Consider the following 17,915-nt stretch of genomic DNA (forward strand, 5'->3'; position numbering starts at 1 on the left):
GGGGTCGCCTGTCCTGAGCTTGTCGAAGGACCCTTCATGCCTGCACCTTCGCGAACGCTTCACCGGTGCGCACCGTTTTGACCGGTTCGGCGCGCCCCATTCCTGCCGACGCCCAGTCGGCGTCGATCGATTCCACCAGATCGGCCAGGTCGCGGACCGCATCCGGCCGCCCGACGCTGCGCGCACACGCCGCCGCATGCGCCAGCCCCTCGGGGTCCAGCCCCAGCTTCTGGATCTGCTTCGCCAGTTCCTGCGCCGTGAACGCCCGCTGCGGGATCGTCCGCGCCCCGCCCGCCGCGCTGATCTCGCGCGCATTGGCCGTCTGGTGATCGTCGGTCGCGCTGGGCAGCGGCACCAGGATCGCCGGACGCCCCGCCGCAGTCAGCTCGGCGATGGTCGAGGCGCCAGCGCGCGCAATCACGATATGCGTCCAGGCCAGCCGCTCGGGCAGGTCGGGCAGGTACGTCGCGATCTCGGCCGGAATGCCATGCTCGGCATATTTGCGGCGCACTTCGTCGATATCCTCGACCCGCGCCTGATGCGTCACCTGCAACCGGCGCCGGAAATGCACGGGCAGCAGCGCCAGGCCATCGGGCACGACCTGCGACAGCACCGACGCGCCCTGGCTCCCGCCCGTCACCAGCACCCGGAAAATCCCATCCTCCTCCAGCGGCGGATAGGGCCGCAGCCGCAGCTCCAGCACCGCTTCGCGCACCGGATTGCCGGTCAGATGGGTCTTGCCCGCATAAGCCGGCTTCAACCGCGCCACCTCGGCATAGCTGGTGGCGATCGCCCCCACCTTGCCCGCGACCAGCCGGTTGACCCGGCCCAGCACGGCATTCTGCTCATGGATCACCGTCGGCACCTTCGCCGCGAATGCCGCCGACAGCGCGGGCATCGACGCATATCCGCCGAACGCCACCACCGCCGCCGGGCGCAGCTGGCGATACAGCTTGCGCGCCTGCGCCCGCCCCTTGGCCATGGTACTCAGCGCCTTCAGCCACCCGATCGGCCCGCCGGCAAAGCGCGATGCCGGAACGACATGCGTCTCGATCCCGTCGAACAGGTCGGGGAAGCGCACCCCGCGCTCGTCCGAAATCAGCGCGACCTTGTGCCCGCGCCGCATCAGCTCCGCCGCGAGCGCTGCCGCTGGAACCATATGTCCGCCGGTGCCCCCGGCGGCGAGGACGTATTGCCGTCCCGATGTCATTTATTGCTTCCTCGAACCGTATAGCTTGATCGCTTCAGATACGGGTTCCGCCGCGTGAAAGCGAGCAGCAGTCCCATCCCGATCGACAATGCCACCATCGACGATCCGCCATAGGAAATGAAGGGCAAGGTCATCCCCTTGGAGGGGGCAAGGCCGGTGTTGACCGCCATGTTGATCACCGCCTGAATCCCGAATTGGGCCGCCAGCCCCGCCGCCGCGAGCAACCGGAACGAGTCCTCCTCGTCCAGCAGCTTGATCAGCACGCGCACCACGATGGCCAGGTAGATCAGCGCGATGACGATGCACGCGATCAACCCGAACTCCTCACCCACGACCGAGAAGATGTAGTCGGTATGCGCCTCGGGCAGCTTGAACTTGACCGTCCCGCCGCCCGGGCCAGTGCCGGTCGCCCCGCCCCCGGTCAGCACGGCGTGCGCCATGTCGGTCTGATAATGCTCCGCCTGCGCCTTTTCGGGATCGGGGAACAGGAAGCTGTCGATGCGCGTCCGCGCGGTGTCGTAGAACAGATAGGCCGCGACCACCCCGGCCACGCCCGCACCGCCCAGAAATCCGATCGCGCGCGTCGAAATGCCGGCCAGCATCAACAGCACGACCCACACCGCGGCAAAGATCATCGTCTGCCCGAAATCGGGCTGCTTCATCAGCAGCACCGCGATCACGGCGGTCAGCACGCCCGTCACCGGGATCACCGGCAGGCTCGCATCCTTGGCGCGGAGCGACAACAGCCAGGCAGTCGTGACGATATAGAGGGGTTTGAGAAACTCGGACGGCTGGAACGACGCGATGCCAAAGCCGATCCAGCGCCGCGCGCCGTTGATCTCCGAACCGAAAAACGCAGCAAGCCCGACCAGCACCACGCAAATCGCGGTGCCCAGGATCGCCCCACGCCGCGCCAGCCCGACCGGCAGCATCGACACGATCAGCAGCGTCGGAATTGACAGCCCGATCCACAGCGCCTGCCGCCAGAAATAATGCATCGACGCAAACTGCTTGGTCGTATCCGAATAGCGCTCCGCCGACGCCGGCGACGCCGCCGCCACCGCGACCAGCCCGATGCCGATCAGCAGGAATGCGAGCAGCAACAGGATGCGGTCGATTTCCCAGAACCACAGGCCCAGCGGCGTCTTGCTGCCCCGGCTCAGCTGGTCCTCGAACCGCTCGCGCAGCGGTTTGCGCTTGGTGGTCGCGCGGATCACGTCGGTCATGACAGGGCCTCCACCGCCGCTCGGAACTGCTCGCCGCGATCCTCATAATCGCGGAACTGGTCGAATGACGCGCAGGCCGGGGACAGCAGCACCGTCTCCCCCGCCACCGCATTCGCCGCCGCCGCGCGCACCGCTTCGGAAAGTGTGCCCGAGCGTTCGACCGGCATCTCGTCCTTCAGGAGTTCCGCAAACATCTCGGTCGCGTCGCCGATCGTGTAGGCGCGGACAATATGGGGGAAACCCGAACGGCAGGCGTCCAGGTCCGCAGTCTTGGCCTTGCCGCCCAAAATCCAGTGAATACGCGGATAGGCTGCTAGCGCAGGCGCCGTGGACTCAGCATTGGTCGCCTTGCTGTCATTGACGAACAGCACGCCGTTCCGCGTCGCAACCCGCTCCATCCGGTGCGGCAGGCCGGGAAAGCTCTCCAGCCCCCGGTCGATGCTCGCCTGACCCACGCCCAGCGCCTCGCACGCGGCGATCGCGGCGAGCGCGTTCTGCGCATTGTGCGGCCCCTGCAGCGCCGGCCAGCGCGACTGGTCCATGCAGAAACCCGGCGCGATCTTGGTCAGGTCTTCCGCCCGCCCGGAGCGCGCAACCTGCTTCGCCACGCCCTGCGAAGCTTCATCCCCGATCCCGATGATCGCGGCATGCCCGACCGACTGCATCGCAAACAACCGCGCCTTCGACGCCGCATAGGCCTCGAAGCCGTCATAGCGGTCGAGATGATCCGGCGTGATGTTGAGCAGCACCGCCACCTCGCAATCGAGGCTCTGGGTCAGGTCGATCTGATAGCTCGACAGCTCCAGCACATAGACGCCCCCCTCCGGCAACGGCTCCTGCCCCAGAATCGGCAACCCGATATTCCCGCCCAAGCGCGCCGGAATGCCCGCACTCTCCAGAATATGGTGGATCAGCGCCGTCGTCGTTGACTTGCCATTGGTCCCGGTAATCCCGACCACCTTGTGCGCCGGAAGCTCGGAACGCGCCTGCGCGAACAGTTCGATATCGCCGATGATGGGCACCCCCGCATCGCGTGCCTTGGCGGCGATCGGGTGGGTATTCAGCGGAACGCCGGGCGAAACCACGACCCCCGCAAACCCGCTGAGGTCGATCTCCAATGGGTCGACCAACGCAATAGCCCTCTCCCCTTCAGGGGAGAGGGTTGGGAGAGGGGCCTGTCCACCCAGTGCATCGCCCGCGGCAGAGTCCCCCTCTCCCCGACCCTCTCCCCGCAAGCGGAGAGAGGGAGAGAAGGCATCCCGGGCCTCAACCTTCGAATCCCAAGCCGTAACCTGCGCCCCGCCAGCCAGCAGCGCGCGCACGCTCGCCGCCCCCGACCGCGCCAGCCCGAGTACCGCAAAGCGTTTCCCGCGCCAGGCGGCGGAAACGATCACCGCAGTTTCAGCGTCGCCAGCCCCGCCAGCGCCAGCACGAAGGCGATGATCCAGAAGCGGATCACGACCGTCGGCTCGCTCCAGCCCAGCTGCTCGAAATGATGGTGGATCGGCGCCATGCGAAACACGCGCTTGCCGGTGCGCTTGTACCAGAACACCTGGATGATGACGCTCAGCGCCTCGACCACGAACAGCCCGCCGATGATTCCCAGCACCAGCTCATGATGCGTGGTGACGGCAATCGCGCCCAGCGCGCCACCGAGCGCCAGCGACCCGGTATCGCCCATGAACACCGCCGCCGGCGGCGCATTGAACCACAGGAACGCCAACCCTGCGCCAACGATCGCGCCACAGAAGATCGCCAGATCGCCCGCCCCCGCAACATGCGGAATGCCAAGATAGGTCGCGAACACCTTGTTGCCCACGACATAGGCGATCAGCATGAATGCCATGCTCGCGATGATCACCGGCATGGTGGCCAGCCCGTCCAGCCCGTCGGTCAGGTTGACCGCGTTGCCGAACGCCACGATCGTGAACGCGGCAAAGACGATGTAGAAATAGCCCAGATCGACGCTGAACTGGCTGAAGAACGGCACATACAGCATGGTCCCGTTCTGCAGCGTGATCACCCACGCCGCGACGCCCGCGATCGCGAACTCGCCCAGCAGCCGGACCTTGCCCGAAACGCCCGCAGTGCTCGCCTTGCGGACCTTGTCATAGTCGTCGAGGAACCCGATCATCCCGAAGCCGAGCGTCACGAAGATGCACGCCCAGATATAGGGGTTGGCCAGATCCATCCACAGCAGCAGCGCCAGCGTCAGGCTGGTCAGGATCATCAGGCCGCCCATCGTCGGCGTGCCGCGCTTGGCCAGGTGGCTCTGCGGTCCGTCAGCGCGGATCGGCTGCCCCTTGCCCTGCCGGACGCGCAGCCAGCCGATGAAGCGCGGCCCCAGGATCAGGCCGATGAACAGCGCGGTCGCGACCGATGCGCCCGTGCGGAACGACAGGTACCGGAACAGGTTCAATATGCCCGGAAAGCCCAGCCATTCGGCAAGTTCGTACAGCATTAGCCCCTTCCCGCCAGCGCCGCGACCACCCGCGACAGCCCGACCCCGTTCGAACCCTTGATGAGCACCGCGTCCCCGGCGCGCAGCATCGCCTCCAGCGACGCGCGCGCCGCAGCGGCGTCGGGCACATGGACCAATTCGACCCGCCCCTCAAGCGCTGCCGCGAGCGGCTTCATCCCCTCACCGACCAGAAGCACCGCTTCGACGCCCGCGCCCAAAACCGGCTCCGCCAGTTCCGCGTGAAAGTCCCCGGATTGCTCACCCAGCTCGCGCATTTCGCCCAGCACCGCGATCCGCCGCGTCGCCGGGGTTGCCGCCAGCACCGCCAACGTCGCGCGCATCGATGCCGGGTTGGCGTTATAACTTTCGTCGATCACCAGCGCTTCACCGCCCGCGACCTTCGCCGCGAACCGCGCGCCACGCCCTGCGATCCCGCCCATCTCCCCCAGCGCAAGCCCCGCCTGCTCCAGATCGCCGCCCGCCGCGTCCACTGCCGCCAGCACCGCCATCGCATTGGCAACCCAGTGATCGCCCGGCTGCGACAGGGTGAAGCTCAGCGTCTTTTCGGCCCCGATCTTCGCGGTCACGAACGTCCCGCCTGGCTGACCGTGCAGCACTTCGACCGCACAGACATCCGCGCCCTTGCCAAGGCCAAACGTCACGATCCGCGCGGCATAGGGCTGTGCGGCGGCGATCAGCCGGTCGCGATACGGGCTGTCGAACGGCACGATTGCCGTCCCGCCCGGCTCCAGCCCCTGGAAAATCTCGCCCTTGGCGTCGGCAATCCCCTCGACGCTGTCAAAGAATTCAGTGTGCGCCGGGGCAATCGTGGTGACGATCGCGATATGCGGCCGCACGATCCGGGTCAGCGCGGCCAGCTCGCCGGCATGGTTCATCCCCATCTCGAACACGCCGAACCGCGTGTCGCGCGGCATCCGCGCCAGGCTCAGCGGCACGCCGGTATGGTTGTTATAGCTCTTGACCGATCGGTGTGCCTGCCCCGGTTCGGGTCGATCGAGGCACTCGAACAGCGCTTCCTTGGTCCCGGTCTTGCCGACCGATCCGGTCACGCCGATCACCACGCCCGCCATCCGCGCACGGCTGGCCCGCGCCAGATTCTCCAGCGCCGCCATCGTATCGTCGGTCAGGACATGCGGATGCGCCGTCGCCTGCGACACCACCGCCCCCGCCGCCCCGCTGGCAAAGGCCTGGTCAAGAAACCGGTGCCCGTCGGTGGTCTCACCGGTCAGCGCAAAAAATAGCGCCCCCGGCCCGACCTCGCGACTGTCGAACGCCACCGCGTCGACCGCAAACTCCGCCGAAGCCGTCCCACCCGTCGCCGCCGCGATTTCAGCGGAGGTCCACAGCGAACTCACGCCGCCGCCTCGCGCGCGACGCTCACATCGTCGAACGGCAGCACCATGTCCCCCACGATCTGGCCCTGCTCATGCCCCTTGCCAGCGATCAGCACGATATCTTCCGGACCCGCCGCCGCCACCGCAGCCATGATCGCCGCACGCCGGTCACCGATCTCGGTCGCCTGCGGGGATCCCTTCATCACGTCGCGCCGGATCGACGCCGCATCCTCGCCGCGCGGATTGTCATCGGTCACGATCACCAGATCCGCACCCGCCACCGCCGCCTGTCCCATCGGCGCGCGCTTGCCCGGGTCGCGGTCGCCGCCCGCGCCGAACACCAGGATCAGCCGCCCCGCCGCATGCGGCTTCAGCGCCGCAATCGCCGCCTCGATCGCATCGGGCGTATGCGCATAATCGACATAGACCGGGGCCCCGGTCTTGCTGATCGCCGCGCGCTCCAGCCGCCCGCGCACCGGTTGCAGCTGCGCCAGATTGGCAAAGGTCTGCGCCGGATCGCCCCCGGTCGCGATCACCAACCCCGCCGCAACCAGCGCATTCGCGGCCTGATAGCCCCCGATCAGCGGCAGCCCGACGCGATAGGTTTCACCGCCAAACGCAATCTCAAGCTTCTGGTCGAGCAGGGTCGGTTCGCGCGATACCAGTCGGATCGTGTCGCCATGCTCGCCGACGGTGATGATCCGGTTGCCGCGCATCCGGGCAATGTCGATCACCCGCTCGCTATGCGGATCGTCCGCCCACACCACCGCCGTCCCATCGGGATCGAGCACATCGGCGAACAGCCGCAGCTTGGCGGTCAGATAATCCGCCATGTCCTTGTGATAGTCGAGGTGATCGCGGCTCAGGTTGGTGAACGCCGCCGCCGCCACCGGCAGCCCCTCGGTGCGGTATTGCGACAGCCCGTGGCTCGATGCCTCGAACGCCAGATGCGTCACGCCCTCACGCGCCAGTCCCGCGACATTGGACAGGAACGTCACGACGTCCGGCGTGGTCAGCCCGGTCGACACCATCTCGCCCGCCGTGGTGACGCCCAGCGTGCCGATCGACGCGGCATGATGCCCCGCCATCCGCCACAATTGCCGCACCATCTCGACCGTCGATGTCTTGCCGTTGGTTCCGGTGACCGCCACCGACGTCTCCGGAAACGGCGCAAAGAAGCGCGCCGCGATCCGGGCAAATTCGGTGCGCGGATGGTCGCTCGCGATATGCGCGGCGCCCTCCACCGTCACTTCAGGCCGCGCGACCACCGCAACTGCCCCACGCGCCACCGCCTCGGCAATATAGTCCTCGCCATTGAAGCGGGTGCCGCGGAACGCGCCGAACACAGTGCCCGGCGCGACCTTGCGGTGATCGATGGCAAAGCCGGTAACGATGTCCTGCTCGTCCCCGCCGGTCAGGTCAGCGAGCTTCACTCGTCCACCCCCGCGCCGAGCGCAGCCACGGCGGCGGGCTTGCCCTTCGCCTCCGCCTTCCACAGCAGCGGGGTGAGGTCCGAAACATCCACATCCCGCCGCTCGTCGGGAACCACGCCCAGCATCGCGCCGGTGCGCATCACGACGCGGTTGACGACGGGGGCCGCGGTCCACCCGGCGGTGGACTGGCCTGCGGACTGCGCATTTCCGATCGGCGAATCGAGCATCACGAGCACCACATAGCGCGGTGCGTCCATCGGGAAAGCCGCTGCGAACGTCGAAACATTCTTGTTGCGCTGATATCCGCCGCGTCCGGGCACCTCGGCGGTGCCGGTCTTGCCCCCGACGCGATAGCCCGGAGCGTCCGCCTTGCTGCCCGTGCCATGCGTCACGATCAGGCGCATCAGCTGGCGCATGCGCGCGCTGGTCGCTTCCGAAATCACCCGGCGGCCAGCCGGAGCCTTGCCCGGTTCGATCTTGCGCAGCGTCGCCGGACGCCACACCCCGCCATTGACCATCGCGGCATAGGCGCTGGCCAGATGCAGCGGCGTCACCGCGATGCCATGGCCATAGGCGGTGGTCATCACCGTCGTGCGCGCCCAGTATTTCGGCCACAGCGGCCCGGCCACGCCGCCCAACTCGATCGGCGCCTTGGTGTCGAACCCCAGGCCGCGGAACATCGCCTCCATCCGCTCCTTGCCCAGCTCGTCGGCGATCCGCGCGGTCGCAATGTTCGACGAATGGATCAGCGTCTCGGGGATGTTCAGCCAGCGCTTCTGCGCGTGGTCGTCGCGAATGCGAAACGCGCCGACCTGCAATGGCTCGGTCGCGTCATAGCGCTTGGACATTGAGGGCGCGATTCCGGTCTCGATCGCGAACGCCATGGTCAGCGGCTTGAAGGTCGACCCCAGCTCATAGACGCTCTGCGTCACATTGTTGCGGAAATGCTCGGGATTCGCGCCCTTCACATTATTGGGGTTGAACGTCGGCAGCGACGTCATCGCCACCACCTCGCCCGTCGCGACGTCCAGGATCACCCCCGCCGCGCCGCGCGCCTGATAGCTTGCCATCGCCGCGCCGAGCTCGCTGTCGAGCGCCGCCTGCGCGCGCAGGTCGATCGACAATGCCACCGCCTTGCCGCGCTGCGCCGGATCGGTCAGCTGGCGGTCCAGGATATGCTCCATCCCGCTCACGCCCTTGCCGTCAACATCGACAAAGCCCAGCGCGTGCGCCGCCAGCGTCGCCTGCGGATACAGCCGCTGCGGCTCGCGCGCGAACTCGATCCCCGGCTCGCCCAGCGCATGCACCGCCGCGACCAATTCCGGCACCGCGCGCCGCTTGAGATAGGTGAAACTCGCCTTGCTGTTGAGCAGCTTGGCATATTCGCCAGCGCTCTTGCCCGGCAACGTCGCTGCCAGCATCTGCGCCAGCGCGGTCTTGTCGCCGATCACCCGGTCGGGCCGCACGCCGATCGACCAGGCGTCGATCGTGCGCGCCAGCGGCGCGCCGTTGCGGTCGACCAGATCGCCGCGCAGCGGGACCAGCATCGCGTTGACGCTCGGCGTCTGCTGCGGCTCGGCAAACATCGCCAGCAGCGCCAGCCGCCCGACGATCACCGCGAACGCCGCCGCGAACAGCAGCGTCAGGATCATCAGCCGGATATGCGCGACCGCAATCGGCGACGCACCCTTGCCGTCGCGTGTGCGGATCCGCGGCGCAGGGGCGACCAGCACCGTCACCGCAATTTACGCGCTTCCGCGCGGACGCCCTGCATCAGGTCGCCAAAGCTCGAATCCTTAAGCAGGCTGCGATCCAGCGCCGCCACCGCCTTGTCCTTCGCCACCACCGGGGCCGGTGCCACCGCGCGCTTGGGCTTGGCCACGGCAGCAGCCGTCACCGCGACCGGTGCAGGCGCCGCCTTCTCGACCACCGCCGGCTTCACCGCCGCGACCGCATCGCTCGCCACGTCCGGACCGCTCACCACCTCGGGCAACCCCTGCGGCACGACCATCGCGGCATAACGCTCGGCGGTCCCGTCGCCTTCCATCGGGCGCAGCGCCGCCAGCTCGGTATCGCTCGCCAGGAACTGGCGCGGCGTCGGCGCGGTGTAGCGCATCACCTCACCATTCCAGCGCTCGAGCTGGGCAAGGTTGGCGCGCGTGTCGAACTCGGTCTCCAGGCCGCGGATATCCTTGTGCGCCTTCGCAATCGCGCGCTCGACCGCCTCGACCTTCGATCGCTCGGCCGCGACCTGCGACGACACGAGGTAACAGGCCGGCGCAACGACCACGCCGGTCAGAAACCATCCAAAGCCGCTCAACGCCTTGATCGCCATCACCGCCTCCTCAACGCCACGCCGGTGCCGCCGTGCGCCGCGCGACACGCAACGTCGCCGACCGGGCACGCGGGTTCACCGCAATCTCATCCTCGCCGGCCCGGATCGCCTTTGCGGGCGGTTCGAAACTCGGCGCCTGTTCCGCCGCGACCATCGGGCGATGCCGCGATCCCGTCGGCTCGCTCCCGCTGCGTTCGCGCAGGAATTTCTTGACCATCCGGTCTTCCAGGCTGTGGAACGTCACCACCGCCAGCCGTCCGCCGGGCTTCAGCGCCCGCTCGGCCGCGACCAGCCCTTCCTCAAGCTCGTCGAGCTCGCGGTTGAGGTGAATCCGGATCGCCTGGAAGGTCCGGGTGGCCGGGTCCTTCTTCTCATGCGGACGATACCCAAGGGCACGCCGCACCACATTTGCCAGGTCCCCCGTGCGCGCGAGAGGCCGTGCCTTCACAATCGCTTGTGCCACACGTCGGGCCTGTTTTTCTTCCCCGTAATTCCTCAGTATCGTGGTTAAATCAGACTCACTGATTTCGTTAACCAATTGGGCGGCAGTCATGCCCGACTGGTCCATTCGCATGTCCAGCGGCCCGTCCGCCTGAAAGCTGAAACCGCGCTCCGCCTGGTCGAGCTGCATCGACGACACGCCGATATCCAGCGTCACGCCATCGACCGGCGACAGGCCGCGCGCGTCCAGCTCGCGGTCCATCGCGGAGAAGGGCGACTGGATCAGGATCAGGCGATTTTCGCTCGCTTCTACAAGGGCTTGACCGCCTTCGATCGCATCGGGATCGCGATCGAAGGCGGCCACCTCGGCGCCCCGCTCGAGGAACGCGCGCGTGTATCCGCCGGCACCGAATGTCCCATCGACATGGCGCTCGCCGGGCTGGATGGCGAGGGCATCGAGCACCTCGGCCAGCATCACCGGAATATGTGGACGATCCTGGTTAACGGCGTCGTGGGTCAGGGGCGCGGTCACAGCGTCACCCCCTTCTCGTCCAGGCAGTATCGGCACGCCGCCTTGATCTGTTCGGAGATGGTCGGGTGGTCGAGCAAGGTGCGCGGGTTCCACAACTCGATCGTCGCGCCGACGCCCATGAAGAAGGCGTAGCTGCCCTTGGGAATCCCCGCGAGGTGCCCCAGCATCCCCGGCAGCACGAAGCGGCCCGACGGGTCGAACGCGATATTCTCGCTCGTCCCAACGCCGTCGCGCCAGATATTAGCGTCGGCCTGACCGCGATCGCCGGCAAACTCGGTCGCGCGCGCGTCGAGCCGCTCCATCAGGGCGTCAAAGAAGGGCTCGTCATAGGCGACCAGGCACTTGTCGGTCTCATGGGTGGACAGGATCGCGACCCGGGCGTCCTTGCTGTCGGTCGGGTGACCGCTGTTCTTCTCCAGCGTCGCGCGCAGGCCCGCGGGGATGGCGACACGACCCTTGTCGTCCACCAGCTGTAAGCCAACCCCTCTGTAGCCGCTGCGTGCCACCCTTGCCCCTTGCCTCCCGGGCACGCCTCTCCGCCTGTCGCGGCGCGCCATCGCGCGCCCCGGACCCATGATGGCCGACGATAAAGGTTACCCTGTTAACCGCTGGCCTATCGCAAGCAGTCCGGGTTTTCAATGCCTGAACTCGGGATTTCGCGGGAATTTGCCCCAATTAATGCCTCGGGTTACCGCTGTTTTCACTTCATTCGTTAAGTGAACACCTTCTGTTCCATCCGGATGGCTGGGCAAAATGGGTCGATCCGCCGCCGTTGGGGCGGGACAGGCGGACAGTGGCGGCAATTCCCGGAAATTCCCGCGATGCGGCGCGGAGTCGCGGGCAGGCGGCGCTCATTCCCCGTCGACTGGGGCTGGCGTGAGCTCGGGTTCGGGGGATTCTGCGGTGCGCGGCGCGATGCCGAGTTCGGCGATCGGTTCGTCCTTGGGCTCGGCCGCGCTGTTTGTGACCATGCCTTCGGTCATGTTGGCGACCACTTCCGGCTTGGGCGCGCCCTCGGCCACCACGGGCGCCTCGTCGCGCGCCGACGTAAAGATCGCGCTGGCGACACCCATCAGCAGCATCACGGTGGCAAGTCCGGTCAGTCCGACGCGGACCCGCTGCATACTGGAGTGTGGATCGCTGGGCATCGATTTCATAAGCTGTGGCATAAATGTAACGCCTTAACAGCCGATTGTCGAACCCCCTTTTGTCGGTTGCTTTATCCGCGATCGAGCCGCTCAGGCACCTGCAACCCCTTGAGTCGCAGCCATTCCGGGTTGTAAAGCGTTGAAAGATAACGAAATCCCGTATCACACAGGATCGTCGCAACCCGGGCGCCTGGACCCAATTCACGCCCCAGCGCTACCGCACCTGCGACATTGATCCCCGATGACAGGCCCAGGCACAGCCCTTCCTCGGCCAACAACCGGCGGACCCACTCCATTCCCTCATCGTCACCGATGCGGAACTGCGTATCGATCGGCGCGCCTTCCAGGTTCGCGGTGATCCGCCCCTGCCCGATCCCCTCGGCCACCGACGCCCCCTCGGCCTTCAACTCGCCATGCGCGTAATAGTTATACAGCGCCGCACCATGCGGATCGCTCAGTGCGATGCGGACCTTCTCGTCCTTTTCCTTGAGGCCCAGGCCCACGCCCGCAATCGTGCCCCCGGTGCCAGCGGCGCAGGTGAACCCATCGATCCGCCCCTCCATCTGGGTCCAGATCTCCTCCGCCGTCCCGACAATATGCGCGCGGCGGTTGGCGATATTGTCGAACTGGTTCGCCCAGATCGCGTTGGGCGTCTCCTCGGCGATGCGGCGCGACGTGTGCACGAAATGCCCAGGATTGGAGTAAGGCGCCGCCGGCACCAGCACCAGCTCCGCGCCCAGCGCGCGCAGCGTGTCCATCTTCTCGCGGCTCTGCGTCTCGGGCATGACGATGATCGTCTTGTAGCCCTTGGCATTGGCGACCAGCGCCAGGCCGATCCCGGTATTGCCCGCCGTCCCCTCGACAATCGTCCCGCCCGGCTGGATCAGCCCGCGCGCCTCGGCATCCTCGACGATGAACAGCGCCGCGCGATCCTTCACGCTTGCCCCGGGATTGGCGAATTCGCACTTGCCGAAAATGTCGCACCCGGCGGCTTCGCTCGGCCCTTTCAGCCGGACGAGCGGGGTGTTGCCGATCAGCGCGATGGTATCCTGTGCAACTTTCATGGCCGGAACATAGGCACTGCCCCCGCCGCGCCGCAAGCAAGCGAAACTATGCCGCCATCGCTGCGGGCTTCACCTCCCGTTGCAGTGCGAACCAAGTTGGGCGTGGCGCGAATGCTGCCTATTGGCTATACACGCTGACGGCATATCCCTCGCACAGAGGATGCGGTGACAAAGCGGATAAACATCAAAAATCCAGAAGTTGTCGCGCTGGCTCGAGAATTGGCCAGGCTCGATGCCAAGCCTGTCAATCAGGTGGTCAAGGAAGCGCTTCAGAGCATGAGCGAACGGATGATGCACGAGTCCGGTCGTTCAATCGATCCAGCTACACAATTGCGGTGACACTCTTCATCCACACCGACATCACCCCCGCAGCATGATCCGCAAGGCCAGCTTCCCACCCGTCGCCGACCCCCGCACCCGCGTCCTCATCTGCGGCAGCCTGCCCGGTGAGCGCAGCCTCGCCGCACGGCAATATTACGCCCACCCGCAGAACCAGTTCTGGCGCCTGATCGCCGCCGTCATCGACCGCGCCGACCTCCCCGCCCTCCCCTACGAAGCCCGCCTCGCCGCGCTCCTCGAAGCCCGGATCGGCCTGTGGGACGCCGTCGCCAGCGCCACGCGCACGGGCAGCAGCGACGCGGCCATCGCCAACGCCGAGCCCAACGACCTCGCCACCCTCGCCGCCAGCCTGCCCGATCTCGCCGCCATCGCCTTCAACGGCGCCACCGCCCACCGCCTCGGCCTGCGCCAGCTCGGCGCGCATGCATCGCGCTGGACCATTCTCGCCCTCCCCTCGTCCAGCCCGCTCCACACCATCGGCCTGCCCGCCAAGCTCCCCGCCTGGCACGCCCTGCGCCCCTTCCTCGCCTGACACCCCAGCTTGCAAAAGCGCCGCCACGCCAGCAAAGCTGCGCGCAGTTCGGGCAGGGGAAACAGATGAGCAGCGATAACCGGGTCTCCTTCGCGCCCGGCACCGACCGAGCAACAGCCGTCGCCGAGGCGATCGCGATCCTGCGCCGCGACGGCGTGGTGGTGCTCGACGACCTGATCGACCCCGCGCTGGTGGCTGCGTGCAGCGCCGAAATCGCCGCGCGCCACCCCGACATGGCACAGCCCGACCGCAGCAAATATTTCGGTCCCTATGTCGGCCGGCACACAATTCCCTTGCTGGTCGACGGCACGCTCGCCGATCCCGCCATCCTCCTCCCCAAGTCGGTCGCGCACATCGCCACCGAGTTGCTGGACGAGGCGTTCAAGGTCGACTCGGTCGGCCTGCTCGTCGCCGTCCCCGGCGCGCCCGATCAGACCGCGCATCGCGACGCCTGGCTCTACCCGCGCGAGGGGCTCGACCGCCTCCTGCCCCCCTTCGCGCTCGCCTTCGCGGTCCCGCTCGTCACCATGGACGAAACCAGCGGCCGCACCGCCTTCTGGCGCGCCAGCCATCGCTCGGGCGCGACCGAGCCGCCCACCACTCCGCACGACCTTGCCCCCACCGTTCACCCTGGCAGCGCGATCCTGTGGGATTATCGCATCTACCATACCGGCCTCGCCAACCACGGCACCGCCCCGCGCCCGGTGATCTTCAGCGCGCTGAGCCGCGAATGGTGGGTCGAAATCGACCCGCCCGAGGCGAAAGATTATCGCAAGCTCAACGTCGCGCGCACGGTGTTCGAGGGTTGGAAGCCACGGTGGCAGGCGCGCTTTAGCCGGGCGGATGTTATGTAAGTGCAAATCGGTCGACCGCCCCGGCGCGTGAGCCTTTGCAACCCAAACTGATTACAAATCCGAAATGATTGTTGCTGCGCAGCATTTCTGGCGGCAAGCAAGGTGCGTTCAACTGGGAGAATCACATGATCGACAGCGACGCGCAGGACCAGACTGCGCCGAAGGGCATCTGGACCGCACCGGTCGTCCAGCACCTCGGCGCGATTGAGGAGGCGACGATGCCGTCGTCCTCCACACCGATTAACGACGGCTTCGGCCCCAACACCGGCCCGCCCTCCTGATCGTCCGCGTCGCGTCAGCGCGACGCCCGTTTACACCGGGTCAAGGCGGTTGCTCCCCTTGACCCGGAGAACGAAGCGCCCGACCTGGAGCGCCAGGGGCAACAAAACCGGCAACGCCGAGCGCCGGGGATCGCGTGAATCGGTGATCGACTGGTCCGGCCAGGCATCGATCATATCGCGCAGCCGATCGACATCGATCATTTCCGCCATATCCGCGTCATCACCCATTGCTTCGACTTCCGCCCGATAGCGGGGCAGGTCGCGCGTCATGCGCAGATGCCAGTCACAGCTCTGGATGCCACGCCGCCGGTTGGTCCGAACGCTGTCGGGCAGCATGCCGTCGACCATCCGCCGCATCAGCCAGCGATCCACGCCGTTGCGATAGAATTGATCCTCGGGCAGCCCCATCGTCCATTCGACGATCCGGCGGTCAGCAAACGGGTCACGCATCTCGACGCCGTGCAGCGCCGTCAGTCCCGCGAGTGATTCGCCCAGGTCCGACGCACCGTGATCGATCATCATCCAGCGAAACAGGTCGACCGTCATCAGCGGCCCGGCGGTGAAGAAGGGGGTCCCGGTATCGATCCCGCGCTGCCGCGTATTCATCGCCTCGGCCACCGACGCGCGCGCCATGTTGATATGCTGCCAGCGCGTGTCGTCATCGTCGCCGCGCCGCCGGTCACGCAGGTCGCGCAGCCAGCGTGGACCCAGCGGCACGATCACCTCGGACGCCAGTCGCCGCAGCCGTCCCGTGGCCGAGCGCCCGTCTGCACCCAGCTCCCGGTTCAGCGCGCGCCACGCCCGCTGCTGCCACAGGTACAGGAAGATATCTTCTCCCGCCCGGCTCAGTGTGAAATTGCCAAACGTACCGTCCAGCATCACCGCAATGCCCTGATCCCTGGCCTGCGCCATGATCGCCTGGAACCAGTAGGAATTGGCGACATTGCGCACGGGCAGCTCCGCCGCCTGCAACAACGCATCCTGTCCGGTCAAAAACCCGGAGCCGGCCACATCCACGAAGTGCGGCTGCAACGCCGGATGCTGCGCCGCGATCGCCTCGACATAGGGGCGCTCATCGCCATAGCCGCCATTGCCGACCTTACCGTCCCACCCGGCTTCGGGAACCCAGGTAAAGGTGGGGAGCCGCGCGCCGGGACCCATCTGCCGCGCCGCGGTCACCGCCACCGCCGCCGAATCCAGCCCACCGCTCAGAAACGCGCCGACCGGCCCGCTCGACCGCAGGCACGCCGCCACCGCCTGATCGAACAGCGCGCGCCCCGCTTCGACATAGTCCGCGTCGCGCGCATAGCGCACCGGCTTCACCCGCGCCGCCAAGTCGTAATAGCGCCGCGTCTCGACCCGCCCCGCGCCCACCTCGATCACGCCGCCCGGTCGCACGCGGCATATCCCCTCGAAATAGCTGCGCGCGCTGTCGGTGTGCAGCTGGCACAGCGCATCCGCGATCTTCTGCCGGTCCACCGCTCGCGGAATATCGGGCAGTGCGTGCAGCCCCTTCGGCATCGACGCGATCACCAGCCGGTCGGGGCGAAGATGATAGTTCAGCGGCCGATGCCCGAACGGCGAACGCGCGGCGAGCGCCGTGTGCCGCTCCGCATCCCAGACGATCGCCGCAAACTCGCCGACCCAGCGGTCGAGCGCCGCCTCGCCCCATGCCTGCCAGCTCCGCAGCGCCAGCTCGGCATCGGCCATCGTCCCCAGCGGCCCGGACGCAATCCCCAGCTCCGCCGCCAGCGCCGCGCGATTGTCGATCCGCCCGTCGAACAGCACCGCAAAGCGCCCGCCCGGCGCGCGCGCCGGCTGGTCGAACTCGGCATCCTGCGGCGTCGGGGCGAACAGCGTATGGACCAGCGCCACCGGCCCCATCATCGTCACGCTCGCACGGCGCCGTCCATGCATGTGCAGCCCGCGCGCGATCCGCTCGGCATCGGCACGCAATGCCTCTCCGCCATCACGCCGGAACAGCAGCGCAATCCCGCTCATTCAGCGTCGCCGAACCGCGCGATCGGTCGGATGTCGCGGTCAGTGATCCGCCCCGTCACGGTCACACCACTGACCACCAGCCAGGCATGCAGCATCCGCTTTGCGCCCGCGCGTGCCTCCGGCTCCACCCCGACGAACATCGTGTTCGCCACCCCGCGCCGGTTGAGCATCCACCGCCCGCACATCGCGCGCGGCAGGCACACCGGACGCCACGGGTGCCGATCGGCGACCCGGTCGATGATGCGCCCGACCCGCGCCGCGCGCACCCGGTCTGCGTCGGCCGCAATCGCGCCGCCAACGCCGCCCGCCGTGCCGAGCAGGCGGCTCCAGCGCCGATAGGTCACCCGGCGCGTCAGCGCATGCGCCACCGTCAGCAGCACCGCCGCTTCCCCGGCCAGCGCCAGCGTGCACATGAAATCGCCCACACGGCGCATCATTCGGCAACAAGAAAGCCCAGATCGCACATCTCGGTCACGAACGCGCGCAGATCGGCCGCGCACGTCGCCGCATCGACGTCGAACTGCTTCTGCAACCGGGCCACGGCACCGTCGAGGGTCACCGGCTCGGCAAACGCAGCCCAGGATGCCGCCGCCGGTCCCGCCAGCGCATAGACCCGCCCGGTCGACAGCTGGAGCAGGACGGTTTCCCCATCCACGTTCGATTCGATGAAATCCGTGCCACGGCGGAGCGATCGATTGCCCAT

19 protein-coding genes are annotated in these 17,915 nt (G+C 67.4%); 4 read left to right on the forward strand and 15 right to left on the reverse strand.

Translation table 11 applies throughout. The annotated features are described in order from the left end of the window. Window positions 1-34 precede the first annotated feature (34 nt). The 12 genes from murG to KYX69_RS05200 form a co-directional block, all read right to left on the reverse strand. Complete coding sequence (gene murG, locus KYX69_RS05145) at window positions 35-1,210, reverse strand: undecaprenyldiphospho-muramoylpentapeptide beta-N-acetylglucosaminyltransferase (RefSeq protein ID WP_300494531.1); 1,176 nt, start codon at window positions 1,208-1,210, stop codon at window positions 35-37. After that, window positions 1,207-2,436, reverse strand: a complete 1,230-nt coding sequence (locus tag KYX69_RS05150) for an FtsW/RodA/SpoVE family cell cycle protein (RefSeq protein ID WP_300494534.1) — start codon at window positions 2,434-2,436, stop codon at window positions 1,207-1,209. Before KYX69_RS05150 ends, murG begins: the two co-directional genes overlap by 4 nt. Next, complete coding sequence (murD, locus tag KYX69_RS05155; RefSeq protein WP_300494535.1) at window positions 2,433-3,830, reverse strand: UDP-N-acetylmuramoyl-L-alanine--D-glutamate ligase; 1,398 nt, start codon at window positions 3,828-3,830, stop codon at window positions 2,433-2,435. The genes KYX69_RS05150 and murD overlap by 4 nt, the downstream gene beginning before the upstream one ends. Next, on the reverse strand, window positions 3,827-4,897 hold the full coding sequence (mraY, locus tag KYX69_RS05160; protein ID WP_300494537.1) for a phospho-N-acetylmuramoyl-pentapeptide-transferase: 1,071 nt from the start codon (window positions 4,895-4,897) through the stop codon (window positions 3,827-3,829). The genes murD and mraY overlap by 4 nt, the downstream gene beginning before the upstream one ends. Further along, a complete protein-coding gene (murF, locus tag KYX69_RS05165; protein ID WP_300494538.1) occupies window positions 4,897-6,273 on the reverse strand; it encodes a UDP-N-acetylmuramoyl-tripeptide--D-alanyl-D-alanine ligase in 1,377 nt (458 codons plus the stop codon). Before murF ends, mraY begins: the two co-directional genes overlap by 1 nt. After that, window positions 6,270-7,685 carry a UDP-N-acetylmuramoyl-L-alanyl-D-glutamate--2,6-diaminopimelate ligase gene (locus tag KYX69_RS05170; protein WP_300494541.1) on the reverse strand — a complete coding sequence of 472 codons (1,416 nt, stop codon included), beginning with the start codon at window positions 7,683-7,685 and terminating at the stop codon, window positions 6,270-6,272. Before KYX69_RS05170 ends, murF begins: the two co-directional genes overlap by 4 nt. Beyond that, window positions 7,682-9,424, reverse strand: a complete 1,743-nt coding sequence (locus KYX69_RS05175) for a penicillin-binding protein 2 (protein WP_300494544.1) — start codon at window positions 9,422-9,424, stop codon at window positions 7,682-7,684. The genes KYX69_RS05170 and KYX69_RS05175 overlap by 4 nt, the downstream gene beginning before the upstream one ends. Beyond that, the gene (locus tag KYX69_RS05180) at window positions 9,421-10,068 is read right to left on the reverse strand and encodes a hypothetical protein (RefSeq protein WP_300494552.1); all 648 of its coding nucleotides are present in this window, start codon (window positions 10,066-10,068) and stop codon (window positions 9,421-9,423) included. Before KYX69_RS05180 ends, KYX69_RS05175 begins: the two co-directional genes overlap by 4 nt. Further along, a complete protein-coding gene (gene rsmH / locus KYX69_RS05185; protein ID WP_300494720.1) occupies window positions 10,031-10,936 on the reverse strand; it encodes a 16S rRNA (cytosine(1402)-N(4))-methyltransferase RsmH in 906 nt (301 codons plus the stop codon). Before rsmH ends, KYX69_RS05180 begins: the two co-directional genes overlap by 38 nt. 53 nt (window positions 10,937-10,989) lie before the next feature. Beyond that, on the reverse strand, window positions 10,990-11,460 hold the full coding sequence (locus KYX69_RS05190) for a division/cell wall cluster transcriptional repressor MraZ (protein WP_300494554.1): 471 nt from the start codon (window positions 11,458-11,460) through the stop codon (window positions 10,990-10,992). A 384-nt stretch (window positions 11,461-11,844) separates the two neighbouring features. Beyond that, complete coding sequence (locus tag KYX69_RS05195; protein ID WP_300494556.1) at window positions 11,845-12,162, reverse strand: hypothetical protein; 318 nt, start codon at window positions 12,160-12,162, stop codon at window positions 11,845-11,847. Window positions 12,163-12,212: 50 nt separating this feature from the next. Beyond that, window positions 12,213-13,205 (reverse strand): cysteine synthase A, encoded by a 993-nt coding sequence (locus KYX69_RS05200; protein ID WP_300494558.1) that lies wholly within the window; start codon window positions 13,203-13,205, stop codon window positions 12,213-12,215. Between the two features lie 165 nt (window positions 13,206-13,370). Here KYX69_RS05200 and KYX69_RS05205 point away from each other — a divergent pair, with 165 nt between their 5' ends. The 4 genes from KYX69_RS05205 to KYX69_RS05220 all read left to right on the forward strand — a co-directional run bounded on the left by KYX69_RS05205 (window position 13,371) and on the right by KYX69_RS05220 (window position 15,211). Then, window positions 13,371-13,544 (forward strand): type II toxin-antitoxin system VapB family antitoxin, encoded by a 174-nt coding sequence (locus KYX69_RS05205; RefSeq protein ID WP_300494559.1) that lies wholly within the window; start codon window positions 13,371-13,373, stop codon window positions 13,542-13,544. Window positions 13,545-13,578: 34 nt separating this feature from the next. Continuing rightward, window positions 13,579-14,076 carry a DNA-deoxyinosine glycosylase gene (locus KYX69_RS05210; protein WP_300494561.1) on the forward strand — a complete coding sequence of 166 codons (498 nt, stop codon included), beginning with the start codon at window positions 13,579-13,581 and terminating at the stop codon, window positions 14,074-14,076. Window positions 14,077-14,141: 65 nt separating this feature from the next. Beyond that, complete coding sequence (locus tag KYX69_RS05215) at window positions 14,142-14,930, forward strand: phytanoyl-CoA dioxygenase family protein (RefSeq protein ID WP_300494563.1); 789 nt, start codon at window positions 14,142-14,144, stop codon at window positions 14,928-14,930. 71 nt (window positions 14,931-15,001) lie between these two features. Further along, window positions 15,002-15,211: a hypothetical protein gene (locus KYX69_RS05220; RefSeq protein WP_300494564.1), complete on the forward strand. Its 210-nt coding sequence runs from the start codon at window positions 15,002-15,004 to the stop codon at window positions 15,209-15,211. Between the two features lie 30 nt (window positions 15,212-15,241). Here the strand turns inward: KYX69_RS05220 and KYX69_RS05225 are convergent, their stop codons facing one another. The 3 genes from KYX69_RS05225 to KYX69_RS05235 are packed head-to-tail and all read right to left on the reverse strand — an operon-like array spanning window position 15,242 to window position 17,915. Beyond that, window positions 15,242-17,212 (reverse strand): asparagine synthase-related protein, encoded by a 1,971-nt coding sequence (locus KYX69_RS05225; RefSeq protein ID WP_300494566.1) that lies wholly within the window; start codon window positions 17,210-17,212, stop codon window positions 15,242-15,244. After that, window positions 17,209-17,637 (reverse strand): lasso peptide biosynthesis B2 protein, encoded by a 429-nt coding sequence (locus tag KYX69_RS05230; protein ID WP_300494568.1) that lies wholly within the window; start codon window positions 17,635-17,637, stop codon window positions 17,209-17,211. Before KYX69_RS05230 ends, KYX69_RS05225 begins: the two co-directional genes overlap by 4 nt. An 8-nt stretch (window positions 17,638-17,645) precedes the next feature. Continuing rightward, the gene (locus KYX69_RS05235; RefSeq protein ID WP_300494570.1) at window positions 17,646-17,915 is read right to left on the reverse strand and encodes a PqqD family protein; all 270 of its coding nucleotides are present in this window, start codon (window positions 17,913-17,915) and stop codon (window positions 17,646-17,648) included.

It is taken from the genome of Sphingomonas sp., from assembly GCF_030145815.1.
In the GTDB taxonomy this organism is placed as follows: domain Bacteria; phylum Pseudomonadota; class Alphaproteobacteria; order Sphingomonadales; family Sphingomonadaceae; genus Sphingomonas.